Origin of the sequence: Pedobacter frigoris (genome assembly GCF_005116445.1) — a bacterium.
Taxonomy (GTDB): domain Bacteria; phylum Bacteroidota; class Bacteroidia; order Sphingobacteriales; family Sphingobacteriaceae; genus Pedobacter; species Pedobacter frigoris.
This window is the reverse complement of sequence record NZ_SWBQ01000001.1, coordinates 738,349-755,509: the sequence shown is the minus strand read 5'-3', so window position 1 is coordinate 755,509 and position 17,161 is coordinate 738,349. Positions and strand designations below refer to the sequence as shown.

The window sequence follows — 17,161 nt, the reverse complement described above, 5'->3', positions numbered from 1 at the left end:
TCAGGTTACCGGATCCTTCTGGTTCCCTGACTTCTTAGACTACTTTGTTTATGGTATATTTATTCCATAGCAGTAATCCTCCTTCCTTCAACTCTAAAATGAATAGATTTTGTGGATTCCAGGGCTTTCAGTACCTGATAAATATTTTTAGAACGCGAGACCTTACCATTGAAGCCTTTTGCTGAAATTTCGCCTTCGTAGCTAACCTCAACATTATACCATCTTGATAGTTTACGCATAATACTTTCAATAGGTTCATTTTTAAAAACAAAATCACCATTTTTCCAGGCGACGGCATCATTTACGTCTACAGCTTTTACATTAAGTGTATTACTGGTCAGCACTGCCTGTTGTCCAGGCTGAAGTGTTTTCTGGACATTTAATTTTGCGACACCTTCTATTCTCACACTCCCTTCGAGCAGTGTAGTCTGAACTACAGCTTCATCTTCATATGTATTAATATTGAAATGCGTACCCAAAACTTCTACCTGCTGTCTGTTACTCTTGACAACAAAAGGGACTTTTTTATTGTTAGCAACCTCGAAATAAGCCTCACCTTCTAAAAATATATCACGCGTCTTTTTTACAAATGACTGTGCAAATGAAATTTTAGATTCAGCATTCAGCCAAACTTTTGTGCCGTCTGGCAACGTAAATGTATATGTTTGCCCCTTAGTTGTTTCTGCAGTTACCTCTAGCCCCCCCATTGATTCCTTGTCTGAGATAACCGAGCTTCCATCTGTATAAGCCAGCCGGTCCTTTTCTATCACTACCCCACTTTGTACGTCGCTTAGTTGTATAACTTTGCCATTTGCTAAGGTAATGGTGGCTCCGTTTTTACCAGGAGTAATGTCTTTAGCAGAAATCAGAGGGTCCCCGCGATGGTTGATATGATGATCGCTTTGGTTTGAAGCATAATATAACCACACTCCTAATGTCATCACCGCGACGGCGGCCGCAGTAGCAATCATACGATAATTAAAACGTATCGAAACTCTTTTCTCACGATTAATTCCGCGGTTAGTCTTAGCCCAAACTGCCTCTTCATCTAAGGAGTTAAATTCTTTTAAAGCAGACATTAGCATCGCATCATTTTTAAACTCTTCAAAAAAAGTTTTATTATGGTCAGAAGCAGCAATCCAGCTTTTAAGTGCTTCTTGCTCACGAATATCCAGCCTTCCTTGCAAATGCCTGACTATTAAATCTGAAATAGAAAATTGATCTTCAAATATCATGTCAACTCGTTATAGGTTTGATTCTTTCTATAGAAACGGTTGACAAATCCAAACAACCCAAAAAATGTATTTTTTTTATTTGTCCAGATAAAGTAGAAGAGCTAGAATTCCAGCAGAGGAAACACCTCTTTTGATCATCGCAGTTTTTAATAATTCGATCGTTCTCGTTTTATAGTTTCTAACTGTTTGAGGTGTGAGTCCAAGTTCCAAAGCTATTTCATCAGTCTTTTTGTTTTCGAAATAGATAAGCTTAAATACTTGCCGATAATTATTTGGTAATTGTTCAATTTCCTGATTTAAAACCTGTAACACCTCAGCTTTCACAATATGATACAAAATTGTTTCCTCAGCCTCAGGATCTTGATTTAGGTAGCGTTCTTGTGCCAGGGTTTTTACTTTAACATGTCGAAGGTAATCCAGGCAAGCATTTTTACAGCTGAGGTATAAAAATGCTTTAATATTATCAACTGTCTTAAAACTTGAACGTCTTTGCCAAAGTTTTATAAAACAAGTTGCCACAATGTCTTCTGCTTCTTGTTTATCATGAACTAAACGGTTTGTAAAATACCCCAATGATTTGGCATATTGCTTAAAAAAATGAGATAGCGCAGTTTCGTCGGCACCAGACAGAGCATCTATCCAATACTGATCATTTTTTTCTGTTTCCTTTTCCATTGCTTGTAAAACCCCTACAAATCGCAGCCGGCAATATCGATATTATTTTTGAATCATAATATATTCTCCTGACCGCATGAAAATTAAAGCATATGGATTCCTGTGTGGTATATTTTTGTGATTTTCTCAATAAAGCTACCCTAAAGGCTTTATTATACATAATTTTGCGGCATGCAAGCTTTCCTGAATGGTTGTTTAAATTTTATACGCAGAGAACACACCGGCGATGCGCTCCGCAATACGTTTGCGACCTTTGTTCCAGGATTTGCCATAGTCATCTTAGGCGGAGATAGAAACGTGGCAATCGCGACCAGTGTAGGCGCGCTTTTATCATCTTTAACAGATCTTCCCGGTATCCGTGCGGATAAATTGCAGTCTGCCGGCTGGTGCATACCATTTTTCTTTGTTTCAGCATTTTTAACAGAGGTAGTATTGATTAATCCATGGGCGCTCACGCTATGGCTGACAGTTGCTGCTTTTGCCTGCGGGATGTTATTTTCATTGGGAACACGCATTGCGAATGTTGGTGTGCTCACGCTGATTTTGATCTGTTTTACGATTGGGTTGCAACCGGACGGGGCTTTTGACTGTAGTTTGTACATCGCATGCGGCGCATTGTGGTACTTTTTGATCAGTATCGTTCAATCCTACATACTTCCTCACCGTTCTCTATACTATGCCATGAAGGAAAGCTATAGCGGAATGGCAACCTTACTGCGTGCGAAAGCAGACTTTTATGGCAAGGACATCCCAGTAGTTGACATTTATAGAAAAATCAGTAAACTTCATGTTATCGTCAGTGAGCAACAGGAGCATGTAAGGTCTTTATTGTTGCGGGAAGAAAATCTGTTAAAATCAGATAACTCTAAAGGGCGACAGTTGTTGCAACATGCTTATCGTGTGATTGACCTGTATGAACTGCTAACAGCAATTGATCATGATTACGATCACATTCGCCAGTCTTTAGATGCAGAATCCTCATTAAGTCCGATCAGAAAAATCATCACGCTGACGGCTGAGCTAATAGATGCGCTTCACCTTCCTTTGACAAAATACCATAAGAAGGAACAAATTTTAGAAGCTTCTATTCGCCTTCACTTAGCCGAATTAGAGCAGTCGGCAGACACACACAAGTCTGAACCAGGCAAAATCCTGAAAGCGACTATTAGAAATATCAATGAAATTATAGAGAAAATTCTCAGCTTAAAGGCACTTGAAGTCATCCAGTCCCTGCCAGAACCTGAAGAGTCCGTTTTTGACTATACTAAATTTATTCCGGAAGTTAGTATAAGATGGAGTACCATCAGGGCACAACTGATATTTAAATCACCTGTTTTTCGCTTTTCAGTTCGCCTGGCTATGTTATTTGGCTTAAGCGCTGCATTTGGATTCTTAATCGTTCAGGCAAAATATTCATATTGGTTATTGCTTACGATAGTCATTGTGGCCAGACCTACCTATGCCATAACTCAAAGGCGAAATTATCAGCGTATCATCGGAACAATTCTTGGCTTAATGATTAGCATGGTTGTTTTATTGCTGCTGGGCAACAAAGCGGTGTTGCTAAGTATAGTAGTCGTCAGTTTATTTGGCTTCTTTCTTTTTAACAGACCTAATTATTTGGTAAGTGTCTTGTTTGTCACGGTAGCCGTGCTGGTCTCCTTGCTTACATTTGAGGGAGCCAGTCTGGAGCTATTTAGCAGCAGAGCTGTATTTACCTTGCTCGGAACCTTGCTTGCGCTCTTAGGGTGGTTTGCCATCCCGGTCAGGCAAAGCAAGGGAATCAGTGGTTTAAAAGACGCTGTAGTGGAAAGCAACACGGCATACTTTGAAACCATAAAGTCATATCTGGAAGCAGATCAAGTTGATTTGTTCGGCATACGCCTGGATCGCAAGAAAGCGCACATTTCTTTAGCAGCTTTTTCTGAAGCTTTTCATCAGTTACAAACTGAGCCGGGGAAAAAAAAGACAGATTTTGACAGGCTTTTTGACTTCCAGGCATTGGCCTACCGCACGAATTCATTGCTGATCGGTCTCTCGTTAATGATAGGGAAAAGCAGGAGTATTCCTGATTTTCAACATTCGCAAGATCGGATCCTCCATCTGGAATCTCTTTTAATGGAATTGAAACGGATAGCAGGTGATCATTCATCGGCTCAGGTGTCATAGCACACTGTGGAACTAATCCTATTGCGATTATAAAAGGAATATGATCTTATAGTCTGAACTGTCATTACCCGCTAAAAACCGCTTTGAGTTTATCGATAACGCCTGTTCTCTTTTTTCTTTGCTTTTCGGTGCCGATCAGAAAACCGTAGGGCTGCAGATCCGGGACATGATCGCAAACAATTTTCAGCATCCCCAGTAAGGGCATAGCAAGAACCATCCCCGCTATGCCCCAAATCATCTCACCCAATACAATTGCGAGTATGGTAAATAAGGGATTGATGTTTACCTGTTCTCCTACAATAAGCGGTTCAAGTATATAAGTCTGAATAAATTGGACGAGCGCATAGGTAATTAACACGCCAATAATCATGCGGCTATCCCCTCCCTGGGCGAGCACCGAGAGCACTGTGATTGAAGTACCAGTTAAATTTCCGACGAATGGAATGATTTCCAGAATACCGCATAATACCGCGAAGAAGATTGCGCTTTCTACACCGACAATGCTAAAGCCTATCCCATACATCACCCATAGCACCAAAATCATTGTGGCTAGGCCACTTAAATAACGCTGAGCTACCTTTCCGGCTTGATGTACCACTCCATCAGCCTTACCTTTCTCTTCTCCAGGTACAAGCTTCAGAATGAATTTTTTTATGTGCGAACGATAAAGCAAGAACAAAAACATATAAACCAGTATAAGCACAGTATTGACAAGGATCCCCATTATCTTATCGGCAAAGCCGGCCAGCATGCTTCCTGATTGCCCGTTATCAGACTGAATCATTTCTTTTTGTTGCTTCAAATCTATACCTGCCTTTTCGTATATCCAATGCTGAAAATTTGAAAAAAGACTGACAACACGTTGTTTCATCGCATCTATGTTTTCCACCAATCCGTTTAGTTGCCAGCTAAGCAGGAAAACAATCAGGCAAATTGCTATCATAAAACTAGCTATACACAAAAGCGAAGCTATGCCCCGATTCATCCCTTTATTTTCCAGCCAGTTACAAAACCTAATGAACATCATGGAAAACACAGCTGCCAGTGTGACCGGAATAAGAAATGGTGCTGCGAAATATAATCCGCCAAGGCTTAATATAAAAAAAAGTAAGACGTAGATACTGCGTTGAAGTTTTGTCATACCTCATTTAACAAATCCTGAAACAAAGTGTTTTTGTGATCACACAACTGGGAGTGGAGTCTGTGATCCATCTATCGGAACTCACAACGGTTTTTAGGGAAATCTGGTACGTTTAAGAAGACAAAAGCCTAGAGATATTGCGTGATTGAAATGAATATTGTCTAATGTTCGCCAATGAATAAAATGAACGATTTTTTCAGCTCAAAAATACAGTTGTGATACAATAAGTTACAACTAAAATGGAGGTGTTTGTCGCAAATGAGGTCTCCTACACAACCCCTTTAAAACTGCCCAAACTGAATGCAATGAACAAAAATCATTGAGTTTTCTGTAATAAGTTTGAGAAACGATACAATTAAGTGCGATTTCTTACAAAAACCTTCACTTAATTGAGCTATCGTGAAACATACTTAGTCGCTCCGCGTGTTCAAACTTAAACTCCCATATTCATGGTTTATTGTATTGCTGTTTGCGGTGATGTTTGTGGTATTATCTGGGAGTGTTGCGAGCGCACAGTGTACCGCACCAACAAGAGTTTATGCAGATGACGAATCTCATAGAGCAAATGGAAGTCATGTAGTAACCTTAGTTACATTAGCGCGTTGGTCAACACAAAACTCTGGAAATGTGGTCGGTGCTAATGCGTTAGATAATCCTGCGACACTGCGCACAGAGGTTATATTGAACTTAGGTGTTGCAGAATCCTGGATTCAAATGAAATTTTTAAGTTCCAGTAATAATCCTACCCTCCCTATCCCCGCAGGAACTACTACTTACGTAAAAATAGGTGGTTCATCTTCGGCAGGTTTGCTTGGTTTAATTGGAGGCGGAAATGTTGTTGCCAGTGCTTATCAAGGTGCTACTGCTGGTAGTGATGGCACCAAGATAGCAAGTGGGGTTGCAGTAAGTACAATAACTACTCCCAGTGGCACTACCTATCTGGCAATCACACCAAATACGACTTACAATTCAGTTAGAGTAACTCTGGTTGCACCAACTCTTCTAACTACCACTGACTTATACGTTTACCATGCATTTTACCAAATGGCCGGATATAATTGTGATCCAGCTTTAGGGGCATCTACAAGTGTAACAGGACTACTTACCCTTGGCGGTGCAGTTAATAATCCTGGAAGTGCTATTGACAATGACAAATCCACAAATGCAACGCTTACAATGGGAGTGGCTGGTGTAGGAACGACACTAAAGGAAACAGCGTATTTCCCAGGGCCATCTAATAGCGGAGATGCAGCAACAATTACCTTTTCTATTCCACCCGCATTGCTGCTAGATCTGAGTTTATTGGATAATATCACAATGACACCTTATAACGGCAGTACAGCTGGAAGCCCTGTTTCGTTGACCTCATTATTATCGATTGATCTTTTGGCACTATTGAGAGACAATAAAATCACAACTGTTTCGCTGGTGCCCCCCTCCACATTTGACAGAATTGAAATTTCGATGTCCTCGCTTGTCGGAGTTCTAGCACAAATGAACTTATATGAGGTTCAGCGTACGCCGCCGAAACCGACTTTTACACTGCCGGCCTCTCAAAGTGTAACTATTTGCTCAGGATTAAGCACTACGTTAAGTGCGACGGCTGGCTCTTGCAATGAACTGCATTGGTACACAGTCCCAACTGGGGGTACTGCCACTGTTGGTAATACCTATAATACTGGTACCTTAACCACTACTACTATATTCTATGTTGCCGCAGCAAGAATAGGCTGTACCGCTGAATCTGAACGAGTTCCGGTTACCGTAACGATAAACCCTCTTCCACCGGCGCCAACAGTTCCGGGAACAGCTATTTGTAATGGAACTAGCACAACACTATCAGTAACTTCTTCAGATGCCAATTATACATACAAATGGTACACTTTATCGTCAGGCGGTAGCAGCTTCAACACGGGAACCAGCTACATCACACCTACTTTAACAACTGCTACCGATTATTATGTTGAAGCGACTAATAACACTACTACCTGTGTTGGTCCCAGAACAAAAGTTACAGTAAATATAAACCCTCTGCCTTCTGCTGGCACCATCACTGGAAATGCAAGTGTGTGCTTAGGACAAACTACGTCCTTAACAAATGCCACTCCTGGTGGAGTTTGGACAAGTAGCGACGAAACCAAAGCAACTGTAGATGCTACAGGTACGGTTACAGGTGTAGCGGTGGGGACTGCAACAATAATATATACGGTAACGAATGGCGTTACTGGCTGTACAAGCTTTACAACCCAGGCAGTAACGATCAATGCTTTACCCGTTGTAAATTTAATTATAGGAAATTCTTCGTTATGCGTTGGGAATACAATTACATTGGCAAATACGACTCCAGGAGGAATCTGGGCAAGTAGCAACCCTACCAGCGCAACGATAAATTCCAGTGGTCTGGTAACCGCACTTGTAGCAGGACAAACCATCATCACTTACACCGTGACTTCGAACGGTTGTTCTACCCCGGCAATGAGAGTAATTGATATCAACCCTTTACCTACAGCTTCAATATCTGGAACTACTACAATTTGTCAGGGTGCGACATCTCCAACAATTACATTCACAGGAGCTGTGGGCACTGCACCTTATACTTTCACTTATAACATAAATGGGGGAAGTAGTACGACAATCACGACGAGCAGCGGGAATTCCGTGAGCCTGACAATACCAACAACCAGTTCGGGAACTTTTAATTACAACCTGATTAGTGTAAAGGACAACAGTTCAACACAATGTGCCCAATCACAAAGCGGTACAGCAACGATCATAATCAATCCTAAACCACTACATCCGGTAACAAGCATAAGTTCAAATTAAATACATAAATATTAAATCTCTTAAAACAATTTCATTATGAACACTAAATCAACAATTTTGAAAACTGCAATCATTTGCCTTTTCTCCATGTTTACAGCTAATGTACACGCCCAATCAATCAGCTCTCTCGCCGATTTCACTGCTGCAAATGCTAGCATGACGAGCTTAGATCAGGTAATTTGCGCCGGAAAAAAGGTGCATTTGGAAACCCCTACCCCTCCGGCCAACACTACTTATGTATGGGAAACACGCTTCCCTTCAGCTGATGGAAGTGGAACTGGGACTGCACTTGCTGTCAATACAGGGACATTTGATGAAGCAGCGGCACTTGCAGCCGGATTTTACACTTATAAATTAAAAGCCACAAATACGTTAACCGGATGTTCTGAGATTTATGATCAGCTTGTCTTTGTACTTCCTGAACAATCTGTGACTGTGACCGCTCCTTCTGATGTTGCTGCCTGTAACAATGTTTCAGAAACTTTCAATTTCTCATCTAACGTAACTGGTAACACAGCAGCAGGTTTCACTTTCCCTCTGACTTACCAGTGGTATACAAAAGCCAGTGCAGGAACTGAAACTGCAGTAGCTACAGGAGGTACTTTATCAACGCTCGCACTTACTTCACCAACAACTGCTGAAAGCTACGAAGTATATGTAAAAACAACTTATGCATTGAAGAGCTGTGACATAGTTACTTCAGATAAAAAAACAGTTACAGTTACCAACGGCCCTACCAGACCGGCCATTACAATCGCTGGAAACTAGATTGCTGAATTCATAATTGTTGAAATGTTTAACAGAAAAACAGGTTTCGTGACGAGTCTGCTGTTGCTTAGTGCAACGGCAGGCTTTGCGCAATCTGGTAGTTCGCAACCAGTGAAGATCCCCCAGGGTTCTTCACTGAAACTGCGTGCAAATTCTGTTGGTGCCACTACTTATCAGTGGATAAAGAATGGAGCAGCAATAACAAATGCTACACAGCAGGATTATGTAGTAACAACCGAGGGTACTTATAACGTGGTGTCCTTTAATGCTCAGGGCTGTGCTTCGGATATATCAGATCCTATGCAAATTGTAGTAGAAAGCTCTTCCTTAATTGCCGATCTGGTAGTACGAAAGACTTCAGAAGCAAAAGCCATTAGTATCAATGACACTTTTGAATACCTGATAAAAGTGACGAACAACGGGTCTTCAGATGCAACTCAGGTAAGGATCCATGATGCCCTTCCTCCTGAAATCAGTCTAGAACAAATACACATACCTACCTTAGGATTAGCAGATTACAATCAATCTACTAAAGTAGTACTATGGCAGATCGACAAACTGAACAACGGACAGAGTGCTGAATTAAAAATCAAGACGAAAGCTCTGAAATCTGGGATTGTTAAGAATACCGCTACAATCAGCGCCACGGAAACAGATCCTAACCTTGCCAATAACAGTTCGGAAGATAGTAAAGAAATCATCGGCATCATCATTCCAAACGTATTTACCCCGAATGGTGACGGTAAAAATGATACGTTTGAAATTCCAGGTTTGGATCAGTATGCTGAAAATGAACTGACCATCATCAACAGATGGGGCAGCACTGTCTATCAGAAAAAAAGCTATAAAAACGAATGGGATGGCAGTTCGCTCAATGAAGGAACTTACTTCTATCTGCTAAAAATTAAGTCTGCAAGTAACCAATGGGAAGTATACAAAGGCTACGTGACCATCATAAGAGGAGTAAACAAATAAGTAGAGGATAATGAAAAGAACCATTTTAATATTCATCGCGGTATTTTTTACTTGTTGTGCCTATGCGCAACAGGAAAGTCAGTTTACGCAGTATATTTTTAATGGTATCCACATTAACCCGGCTTATGCAGGCTACAAAGAGAGCGTTTATATACAATCATTTTACCGTTCACAATGGCAAGGCGTGACCGGAGCTCCAAAAAGTTTTTCTATTGCTGTAGATGGTGCAAATCCTGAGGGAAATATTGGTCTGGGCCTATCTGTATCTAATGACCAGATTGGTGCACAAAGCTACCTGAGCGCTTATGGAAGTTATGCTTATAAGGTAAGACTAGGCTATGATGAAAATTCCAGACTCTCTTTCGGCATCGCTGCCGGACTAATGCAGTTGGGTCTGGATGGCAATAAATTGCAGAGCATTGATCAAACTGATGGTTCTGTCGCGGTATCTTCACAAACAAGGATATTACCTGACGTACGTTTTGGCGTATATTATTCCAATGAAAATTTCTTTGCTGGATTTTCTGCTACTAATATGCTGGCCCGTTATGCCGCCAGAAAAAACATGAGTAGCCTGACTGTCCCCGTTCCGCAGCCACACTTTTATTTTACGGCAGGAGCTCTGCTTCCTATTTCGGACGAGATCGCTGTAAAACCTGTCATCATGCTCAAAGATGATGTAAAAGGACCTACTTCCCTGGATTTGAACGGTTTTGTTTTATTGAATGAAAGAATCTGGTTAGGTGCATTTTATAGAACCTCTGTGGGATTGTACAACAAACCTGACCTGCAAACCAATTTACCTAAAAGCAGTGCCGCCGGTCTGATCATCGAAGTTTTTGCAACTTCCAATTTGCGGATTGGATACTCCTATGATTACACGCTGAACAAGCTCCAGAATTACAATTCGGGAAGTCATGAAATCTCAGCCGGGATTTACCTGAACCGTAAATCGACAAGAAGAGACGGACAATTGAAGTGCTACGACTTTTAAACAATCGCAGGTTTTCAATGTTGTAAATCAGTACATTTACTGATAGCCTACCCCATTTCAATGAATCCTGAAAACACCAATATCATTATTATAGGCGGAGGTCTTGCAGGCCTAACATGCGCAATACATCTGCTAAGATCGGGTCTTCAGGTAATGCTTATTGAAAAGAACACTTTTCCGCAGCATAAAGTCTGTGGTGAGTACATTTCTAACGAAGTACTGCCCTATTTAAGGTCGCTGGATATTGACCCTTTCGCATTACACCCTGAACAGATTTCCAGATTGGTATTTTCTTCTCCAGAGGGAGAAACAATCAGTTCGGATCTGCCTTTAGGCGGTTTCGGGATCAGCAGGTTTGCACTGGACAATTTCATATATGAAAAGGCCTTAGAGTTGGGTTGTGTTGTGATCAAAGACACAGTCGAGCAGGTTTCGTTTTCGGAGGATGAATTTGCGATAACCACTCATTTATCAGGAACATTCAAAGCTAAGTTTGTGATTGGTGCCTATGGCAAAAGAGCAAACATAGACCAAAAGCTCCAAAGGGATTACATTCTTAGAAAATCACCATGGTTGGCGGTAAAAGCACATTACTCGGGCAGTTTCCCCGACGGGCTGGTGGCTGTACATAATTTTAAAGGCGGTTATTGCGGTGTTTCTAAAGTTGAAGATAACAGGATCAACATCTGCTACCTGGCGGATTACAAAAGCTTTAAGGTCTTTAAAAATATAGATGAATTTCAAAAAGAGGTAATGTTTAAAAATCCTCAGCTAAAGCAAATATTTGAATCCTGTACATTGGTATTCGAGCAACCCCTGACCATTAGCCAGATTTCTTTTGATAAAAAAGAACCTGTTTATGATCATATTTTGATGATCGGCGACACGGCTGGACTTATTCACCCACTTTGTGGGAATGGGATGGCAATGGCGATACACAGTGCTAAAATTTGTGCAGAGCTGCTCATTGAATACACAAAAGGCCGGATCGCATCAAGAGTAGGTCTGGAAAAACGTTATGCAAGACAATGGGACCGTACTTTTAAGAACAGGCTGCTGACTGGCAGAATTTTAGCTGCTGTTTTAAGAAGACACTTACTATTCAAACCTTTGTTAAATCTATTGGTCAAGTTTCCATCAGCATTGCCATTTATTATTAAATTAACTCACGGAAAACCCTTTCAATAGATGCCTATAGACACCCGATACAGAAGTGATGCTCCCGAAATCATGGATGATTTTGAAATGGAGGGCGAGATACTCAGAGATGCACTGGATAAAATAGCCAGCATCAACCGCTTGCTTGGCGGTAATAAGGTGACGCTTCAGGGTGTAAAATGGCTGTTAAAAGATCATTCGCCAGGTGCTGAAATCAGTATTCTGGACGTCGGTTGTGGCAATGGCGATATGTTGAGGGCTTTGGCAGACTATGCCGCAGAAAATGGCCTGAGATTTAATCTGGTTGGAATAGACGCAAACAAATTCACCATTAAACACGCAGGTAATCTATCTGCTGAATACCCTAATATCAGTTATGTCTGTGTGGATATTTTTGACGAATTTAAACAACCTCTCAGTTACGATGTTATTCTGTGTACATTGACCTTACATCATTTTAAAGATCCGGAAATTATGGAACTCTTAGAGGGCTTTAAAGTCCAGGCCAGCAAAGGAATTGTGATTAACGACCTTCATAGAAGTGCTGTGGCTTATTACCTGTTTACGGCATTGTGTTTTGTGTTTGGACTGAACAAGATGTCTAAGGAAGATGGACTGATTTCTATTTTAAGAGGATTTAAACGGAAGGACCTGCTGTCTTACTCGCGTGAGCTGGGTCTGGAAAAGTACCGTATCAAATGGAAATGGGCTTTTAGGTATCAATGGCTAATCAAAACTTTATAACCTTTTTGTAATGAGCGTGAAAATAAATACTGTTTGTAAGCTACTTCCAGATTATTCAAGAAAAACAAAGGACATTCTGCCATTTTTAGACGTTTGGCTGAATGGACAGGATGAGCGTTTTGTAAAAAAGGTGAAGAAAATCTTTGAAAACGCAGGTGTGGATGAGCGGTACTCGATTATGTCGCCGGAGTTGGTGTTTAGTGACCTCCCTTTTGAGGAGCGGAATGATATTTATATCAGGGAAGGTGTGAAACTGGGGGCACAGTGCTTGTCGCAGGCCCTGGACAAAGCAGGGTGGCAGCCAGCGGATCTGGACTACATCATTACGGTGAGCTGTACGGGCATCATGATCCCTTCTTTGGATGCCTACCTAATCAATGCTTTGGGATTAAGAAAAGATATTGTACGCTTACCGGTTACTGAGATGGGTTGCGCAGCAGGTATTTCGGGAATCATTTACGCAAAGAATTTCTTGTTGGCTAATCCCGGGAAACGGGCGGCTGTACTCGCTTATGAGTCGCCCACTGCTACTTTCCAACTCAACGATTTCTCGATGGCAAATATCGTTAGTGCTGCCATTTTTGGTGATGGAACAGCTTGTGCGCTACTCTCTTCTCATCCTGATGATGCTGGACCGGAAATTATTGCCGAGGAAATGTACCATTTTTATAATGCTGAGCAGATGATGGGATTTAAGTTGACCAATACCGGCTTACAAATGATTTTAGATGTTAGTGTACCCGATACCATAGAACAGCATTTTCCGGAAATCATACATCCGTTTCTGGCAGCAAACGGGCTGTCGATTGAGCAGATTGATCATTTGATCTTTCATCCGGGAGGGAAAAAGATTGTACAGCTGGTGGAAGGGCTTTTTTCTGAACTGGGGAAAAATATCGCGGAAACCAAAGAGGTTTTAAGGCTTTACGGAAATATGTCGAGCGCGACGGTATTATATGTGCTGGAAAGATATATGGATAACGTGAAACCTGCTGCAGGGGATTATGGGTTGATGCTGAGCTTTGGACCGGGTTTTTCAGCGCAGCGGATTTTGTTGAAGTGGTAGGTCGGAGCGTTGTAGGCCCCGTCATGCTGAAATAAATTCAGCATGACGACTGCTTTAGGTAATAATAAATAAAAATAAATACTTTTAGTGTACAATAAGTTTAAACATGAATAAAGAAGAAATTTTAGATCACTTACCTTACTCAAAGCCATTTTTGTTTGTTGACACCATCGAGGAAATCGACGAAAATGGTGTGACTGGCAGTTATACCTTCGATAAAGACCTTGATTTTTATAAAGGCCATTTTAAAGATGCACCTGTGACTCCCGGCGTGATACTTACAGAGACTATGGCGCAGGTCGGACTCGTTTGCCTGGGCATCTATTTATCAGGTAATGTAGAAGGCGGTCTGCCTGGACACGTGATGCTCACTTCTACTGCAATCGACTTTATGAAACCGGTCTATCCAGGAGAAAAGGTTAGCGTTATTGCAGAAAAAATCTATTTCAGGTTCAAAAAACTGCATTGCAATGTACAGATGTTAAATGAAGCCGGCGAAGTAGTATGTAAAGGTACGGTATCAGGAATGGTGACCAATAAAATGAATGGATAACCGGGTTGTCATAACGGGATTAGGTGTTGTAGCGCCAAATGGGATTGATTTAAAGACCTTCACCCATGCAATTCAGCATGGAGTCTCGGGAATTAAATATGATCAGCAATTGACGCAGCTTGGATTTTCCTGCCAAATCAGCGGTACACCGGAACTGAGCGATGAACTGATATCCCGTTATCTTACCCCATTAGAATTGAAAAACTTCAACAGCACAGGCATCCTTTACGGTGTAATAGCCGGCATGGATGCCTGGCATGATGCCGGTCTGTCGGGGCCTACTGGCAATGAGCCGGATTGGGATAGCGGAACGATCTTCGGCACGGGCACATCCGGCATTGATAAATTCCGGGAATCCATTTATAAAATTGATGAACAACAGATCCGTAAACTGGGCAGCACCGTAGTGGCCCAAACGATGGCAAGCGGCGTAAGTGCTTACCTGGGCGGGAAGCTTGGACTTGGCAACCAGGTGACGACCAACTCATCAGCCTGCATTACCGGCACAGAAAGCATTTTAATGGCCTATGAGCGAATTAAAAGCGGGCAGGCGACCAGAATGCTGGCCGGGAGCACAAGCGATAGCGGACCGTACATATGGGCAGGATTTGATGCATTGAAAGTTTGCACTTATAAGAACAATGATGCTCCGGAAAAAGCCTCACGGCCGATGAGCAAAAGCGCCTCTGGATTTGTGCCCTCAAGTGGCGCAGGAGCATTGGTTTTGGAAAGTCTGGATTCAGCTCGATCACGCGGTGTCAGGATTTACGCGGAAGTTTTGGGCGGGAACATCAATTCGGGCGGGCAGCTCGGGACAGGCAGCATGACTGCACCGAATAACACCGCTGTTCAGCGTTGCATTAAAGCCGCGTTGTTAAATGCAGGGATTGAAGGAAAAGATATTGACGCCATTAATGGTCACTTGACCGCTACTGCAAAAGATGCTGTTGAGATCCAGAACTGGAGTGCCGCACTGGGTCTGGAAGGCACCGATTTCCCCTTTATCAATTCACTAAAATCGACTATCGGCCATTGCCTTACGGCAGCCGGAAGTATAGAGTGCGTCGCATCGGTATTGCAACTTGATCACGGATTCATTTTCCCGAATATCAATTGTGAAGATCTAAACCCGGAAATAACGGGCATCATCGACAGAAAACGCATACCTCTTAAGTTCTTGCAAAAGGATTTAAAAGTAGTGGCCAAAGCAAGTTTTGGATTTGGCGACGTAAATGCCTGTATCATCTTTAAAAAGTATAGAAATGAATAGAGAAGAAATCATTGCCCGGCTGAAACCGATCATCAAGGTATATGTAGATGATAAGTCCTCGCTGGATCATCTGGATGAGTCAACGGATTTCATTAAAGATTTGAAAATCAACTCTGCAAATCTTGTAGACATTGTTTTGGATGTTGAGGAAGAATTTGCAATTGAAATTGACAACACTGCAATGGAAAAAATGCTCAGTGTGGGAGCTTCCATAGCTGTCATCGAACAAAAACTGGCAGACAAATGATCGGCAATGACATTGTAGATCTGGATCGGGCAGCAAGGGACAGCAATTGGCAGAGAAAAGGTTATCTGAATAAATTGTTTACCGCATCTGAACAATACCTGATCGCCTCGGCTCCCGATGCCAGTATAATGGTCTGGCTGCTATGGTCCATGAAAGAATCAGCTTACAAGATCAATTCCCGGAAAACTGGATTAAGGTCTTTTGCCCCCGTCAAACTGATCTGCGATAGCATCATCATTAATGAGCACAACGCTACTGGGAGCGTGAGTTATGAAGGCGAGTGGTATTATACCCGTAGTGAATTTAATGATGCTTATGTGCATACCATTGCATCATGTGAACAAGAGGAACTGCAAGCTATAAAAATACAAATCACCGGCTTCTATTCCGATTACAAAAGCAGTATGCCACAATGCGTGAGTCATCATGGTAATTACCTGGCACTTACCTATCTATAAATTTACCAGGTTTTCTTCTATCAGCAAATTGATAATACCATCTACCATCCCTACTTTAGGTACATATATCTGCTTGATACCTGTCCATTTCATCAATGTAATATAGATCTCGCAGGCGGGAATAATTACATCCGCTCTATCGGGATTAAGCCCGAAAACGCTGATTCTTTCCTTCAGGGAGTGGCTATTCAACTGATTGTACAGACCTTTTAATTTGATAAAAGACAGTGGCATGCCATCTTTTTCATCAGACATACGGAATAGCTTATTGATATTTCCACCTGTACCTATGCCCGCAACATTTTTGAGGGACTTGGTATTTTCCTTAACCCATTGCTTCATGGATTCCCAGGTTTCATCCTTATCCTGGTTATCAAGGATACGGATAGTTCCGATATCAAAGGACTTGGAGGCCACAGGTACCTTATTTACAAAAACTGACAACTCTGTACTTCCCCCACCAACATCAATGTATAGATAACTCCTTTTGCTATCCAGATTTTCTTCAATGTGATTTGAATATATGATATTTGCTTCACGCTGCCCCTCTATGATCTCAAGTTCGAGATCAGCCATCTTCTTTACCTTTTTTATAACTTCTTCCCCATTCTCTGCTTCGCGCATTGCAGACGTAGCACAGGCCAGGTATTTTGATACATGATATACATCCATCAGGTTCTTAAAGGCAATCATGGTCTTGACCAGGTCATCTACCTTACGATCTGAAATGTGCTGATCAAGGAAAGCATCATCGCCCAGTCTTAAGGGTACGCGTACCAGAGTGTTTTTTTTGAATGTATATCCTTCTTCAGTTCTTGAAATGTCAGCAATGAGTAACCTTACGGCATTAGATCCTATATCGATGGCGGCGTATCTTAACATGTA

16 protein-coding genes are annotated in these 17,161 nt (G+C 41.8%); 12 read left to right on the top strand and 4 right to left on the bottom strand.

The window, feature by feature from the left end:
• Positions 1–59: 59 nt before the first annotated feature.
• Both FA047_RS03380 and FA047_RS03375 read right to left on the bottom strand, forming a co-directional pair.
• Complete coding sequence (locus tag FA047_RS03380; protein WP_136834564.1) at positions 60–1,235, bottom strand: FecR family protein; 1,176 nt, start codon at positions 1,233–1,235, stop codon at positions 60–62.
• 75 nt (positions 1,236–1,310) lie between these two features.
• Positions 1,311–1,910: an RNA polymerase sigma factor gene (locus tag FA047_RS03375; RefSeq protein WP_136834563.1), complete on the bottom strand. Its 600-nt coding sequence runs from the start codon at positions 1,908–1,910 to the stop codon at positions 1,311–1,313.
• Positions 1,911–2,081: 171 nt separating this feature from the next.
• Here FA047_RS03375 and FA047_RS03370 point away from each other — a divergent pair, with 171 nt between their 5' ends.
• Positions 2,082–4,079 carry an FUSC family membrane protein gene (locus FA047_RS03370; protein WP_136834562.1) on the top strand — a complete coding sequence of 666 codons (1,998 nt, stop codon included), beginning with the start codon at positions 2,082–2,084 and terminating at the stop codon, positions 4,077–4,079.
• A 64-nt stretch (positions 4,080–4,143) separates the two neighbouring features.
• Here the strand turns inward: FA047_RS03370 and FA047_RS03365 are convergent, their stop codons facing one another.
• Positions 4,144–5,220 carry an AI-2E family transporter gene (locus FA047_RS03365; RefSeq protein WP_136834561.1) on the bottom strand — a complete coding sequence of 359 codons (1,077 nt, stop codon included), beginning with the start codon at positions 5,218–5,220 and terminating at the stop codon, positions 4,144–4,146.
• A 423-nt stretch (positions 5,221–5,643) separates the two neighbouring features.
• Here FA047_RS03365 and FA047_RS03360 point away from each other — a divergent pair, with 423 nt between their 5' ends.
• From FA047_RS03360 to FA047_RS03310, 11 genes are all read left to right on the top strand, one after another.
• Positions 5,644–8,043 (top strand): Ig-like domain-containing protein, encoded by a 2,400-nt coding sequence (locus FA047_RS03360; RefSeq protein WP_136834560.1) that lies wholly within the window; start codon positions 5,644–5,646, stop codon positions 8,041–8,043.
• A gap of 36 nt (positions 8,044–8,079) precedes the next feature.
• Positions 8,080–8,811 carry a hypothetical protein gene (locus FA047_RS03355; RefSeq protein WP_136834559.1) on the top strand — a complete coding sequence of 244 codons (732 nt, stop codon included), beginning with the start codon at positions 8,080–8,082 and terminating at the stop codon, positions 8,809–8,811.
• A 24-nt stretch (positions 8,812–8,835) separates the two neighbouring features.
• Complete coding sequence (locus FA047_RS03350) at positions 8,836–9,786, top strand: T9SS type B sorting domain-containing protein (protein ID WP_136834558.1); 951 nt, start codon at positions 8,836–8,838, stop codon at positions 9,784–9,786.
• Between the two features lie 10 nt (positions 9,787–9,796).
• Positions 9,797–10,780, top strand: coding sequence for a PorP/SprF family type IX secretion system membrane protein (locus FA047_RS03345; protein ID WP_136834557.1), 984 nt, complete (start codon positions 9,797–9,799; stop codon positions 10,778–10,780).
• 60 nt (positions 10,781–10,840) lie between these two features.
• On the top strand, positions 10,841–11,968 hold the full coding sequence (locus tag FA047_RS03340) for an NAD(P)/FAD-dependent oxidoreductase (protein WP_136834556.1): 1,128 nt from the start codon (positions 10,841–10,843) through the stop codon (positions 11,966–11,968).
• Positions 11,969–12,682, top strand: coding sequence for a methyltransferase domain-containing protein (locus FA047_RS03335; protein ID WP_136834555.1), 714 nt, complete (start codon positions 11,969–11,971; stop codon positions 12,680–12,682). It begins immediately after the preceding gene.
• A gap of 10 nt (positions 12,683–12,692) precedes the next feature.
• Entirely contained in the window at positions 12,693–13,748 is a 1,056-nt protein-coding gene (locus tag FA047_RS03330) for a type III polyketide synthase (protein WP_136834554.1), read from the top strand.
• Between the two features lie 106 nt (positions 13,749–13,854).
• Positions 13,855–14,301 carry a 3-hydroxyacyl-ACP dehydratase FabZ family protein gene (locus tag FA047_RS03325; protein WP_136834553.1) on the top strand — a complete coding sequence of 149 codons (447 nt, stop codon included), beginning with the start codon at positions 13,855–13,857 and terminating at the stop codon, positions 14,299–14,301.
• Positions 14,294–15,571, top strand: a complete 1,278-nt coding sequence (locus FA047_RS03320; RefSeq protein WP_136834552.1) for a beta-ketoacyl-[acyl-carrier-protein] synthase family protein — start codon at positions 14,294–14,296, stop codon at positions 15,569–15,571. Before FA047_RS03325 ends, FA047_RS03320 begins: the two co-directional genes overlap by 8 nt.
• A complete protein-coding gene (locus FA047_RS03315) occupies positions 15,564–15,818 on the top strand; it encodes an acyl carrier protein (RefSeq protein ID WP_136834551.1) in 255 nt (84 codons plus the stop codon). The genes FA047_RS03320 and FA047_RS03315 overlap by 8 nt, the downstream gene beginning before the upstream one ends.
• Positions 15,815–16,276 carry a 4'-phosphopantetheinyl transferase family protein gene (locus tag FA047_RS03310; RefSeq protein ID WP_136834550.1) on the top strand — a complete coding sequence of 154 codons (462 nt, stop codon included), beginning with the start codon at positions 15,815–15,817 and terminating at the stop codon, positions 16,274–16,276. The genes FA047_RS03315 and FA047_RS03310 overlap by 4 nt, the downstream gene beginning before the upstream one ends.
• Here FA047_RS03310 and FA047_RS03305 read toward each other — a convergent pair.
• Complete coding sequence (locus FA047_RS03305) at positions 16,271–17,158, bottom strand: Ppx/GppA phosphatase family protein (protein WP_136834549.1); 888 nt, start codon at positions 17,156–17,158, stop codon at positions 16,271–16,273. The two genes, FA047_RS03310 and FA047_RS03305, sit on opposite strands and share 6 nt — an antisense overlap.
• Positions 17,159–17,161 lie beyond the last annotated feature (3 nt).

Excerpts from the sequence above, each read along its gene's own strand:
- FA047_RS03380 (WP_136834564.1), bottom strand. The coding sequence starts at position 1,235 with ATGATATTTGAAGATCAATTTTCTATTTCAGATTTAATAGTCAGGCAT.
- FA047_RS03375 (WP_136834563.1), bottom strand. The coding sequence starts at position 1,910 with ATGGAAAAGGAAACAGAAAAAAATGATCAGTATTGGATAGATGCTCTG.
- FA047_RS03370 (WP_136834562.1), top strand. The coding sequence starts at position 2,082 with ATGCAAGCTTTCCTGAATGGTTGTTTAAATTTTATACGCAGAGAACAC.
- FA047_RS03365 (WP_136834561.1), bottom strand. The coding sequence starts at position 5,220 with ATGACAAAACTTCAACGCAGTATCTACGTCTTACTTTTTTTTATATTA.
- FA047_RS03355 (WP_136834559.1), top strand. The coding sequence starts at position 8,080 with ATGAACACTAAATCAACAATTTTGAAAACTGCAATCATTTGCCTTTTC.
- FA047_RS03350 (WP_136834558.1), top strand. The coding sequence starts at position 8,836 with ATGTTTAACAGAAAAACAGGTTTCGTGACGAGTCTGCTGTTGCTTAGT.
- FA047_RS03345 (WP_136834557.1), top strand. The coding sequence starts at position 9,797 with ATGAAAAGAACCATTTTAATATTCATCGCGGTATTTTTTACTTGTTGT.
- FA047_RS03340 (WP_136834556.1), top strand. The coding sequence starts at position 10,841 with ATGAATCCTGAAAACACCAATATCATTATTATAGGCGGAGGTCTTGCA.
- FA047_RS03335 (WP_136834555.1), top strand. The coding sequence starts at position 11,969 with ATGCCTATAGACACCCGATACAGAAGTGATGCTCCCGAAATCATGGAT.
- FA047_RS03330 (WP_136834554.1), top strand. The coding sequence starts at position 12,693 with ATGAGCGTGAAAATAAATACTGTTTGTAAGCTACTTCCAGATTATTCA.
- FA047_RS03325 (WP_136834553.1), top strand. The coding sequence starts at position 13,855 with ATGAATAAAGAAGAAATTTTAGATCACTTACCTTACTCAAAGCCATTT.
- FA047_RS03320 (WP_136834552.1), top strand. The coding sequence starts at position 14,294 with ATGGATAACCGGGTTGTCATAACGGGATTAGGTGTTGTAGCGCCAAAT.
- FA047_RS03315 (WP_136834551.1), top strand. The coding sequence starts at position 15,564 with ATGAATAGAGAAGAAATCATTGCCCGGCTGAAACCGATCATCAAGGTA.
- FA047_RS03310 (WP_136834550.1), top strand. The coding sequence starts at position 15,815 with ATGATCGGCAATGACATTGTAGATCTGGATCGGGCAGCAAGGGACAGC.
- FA047_RS03305 (WP_136834549.1), bottom strand. The coding sequence starts at position 17,158 with ATGTTAAGATACGCCGCCATCGATATAGGATCTAATGCCGTAAGGTTA.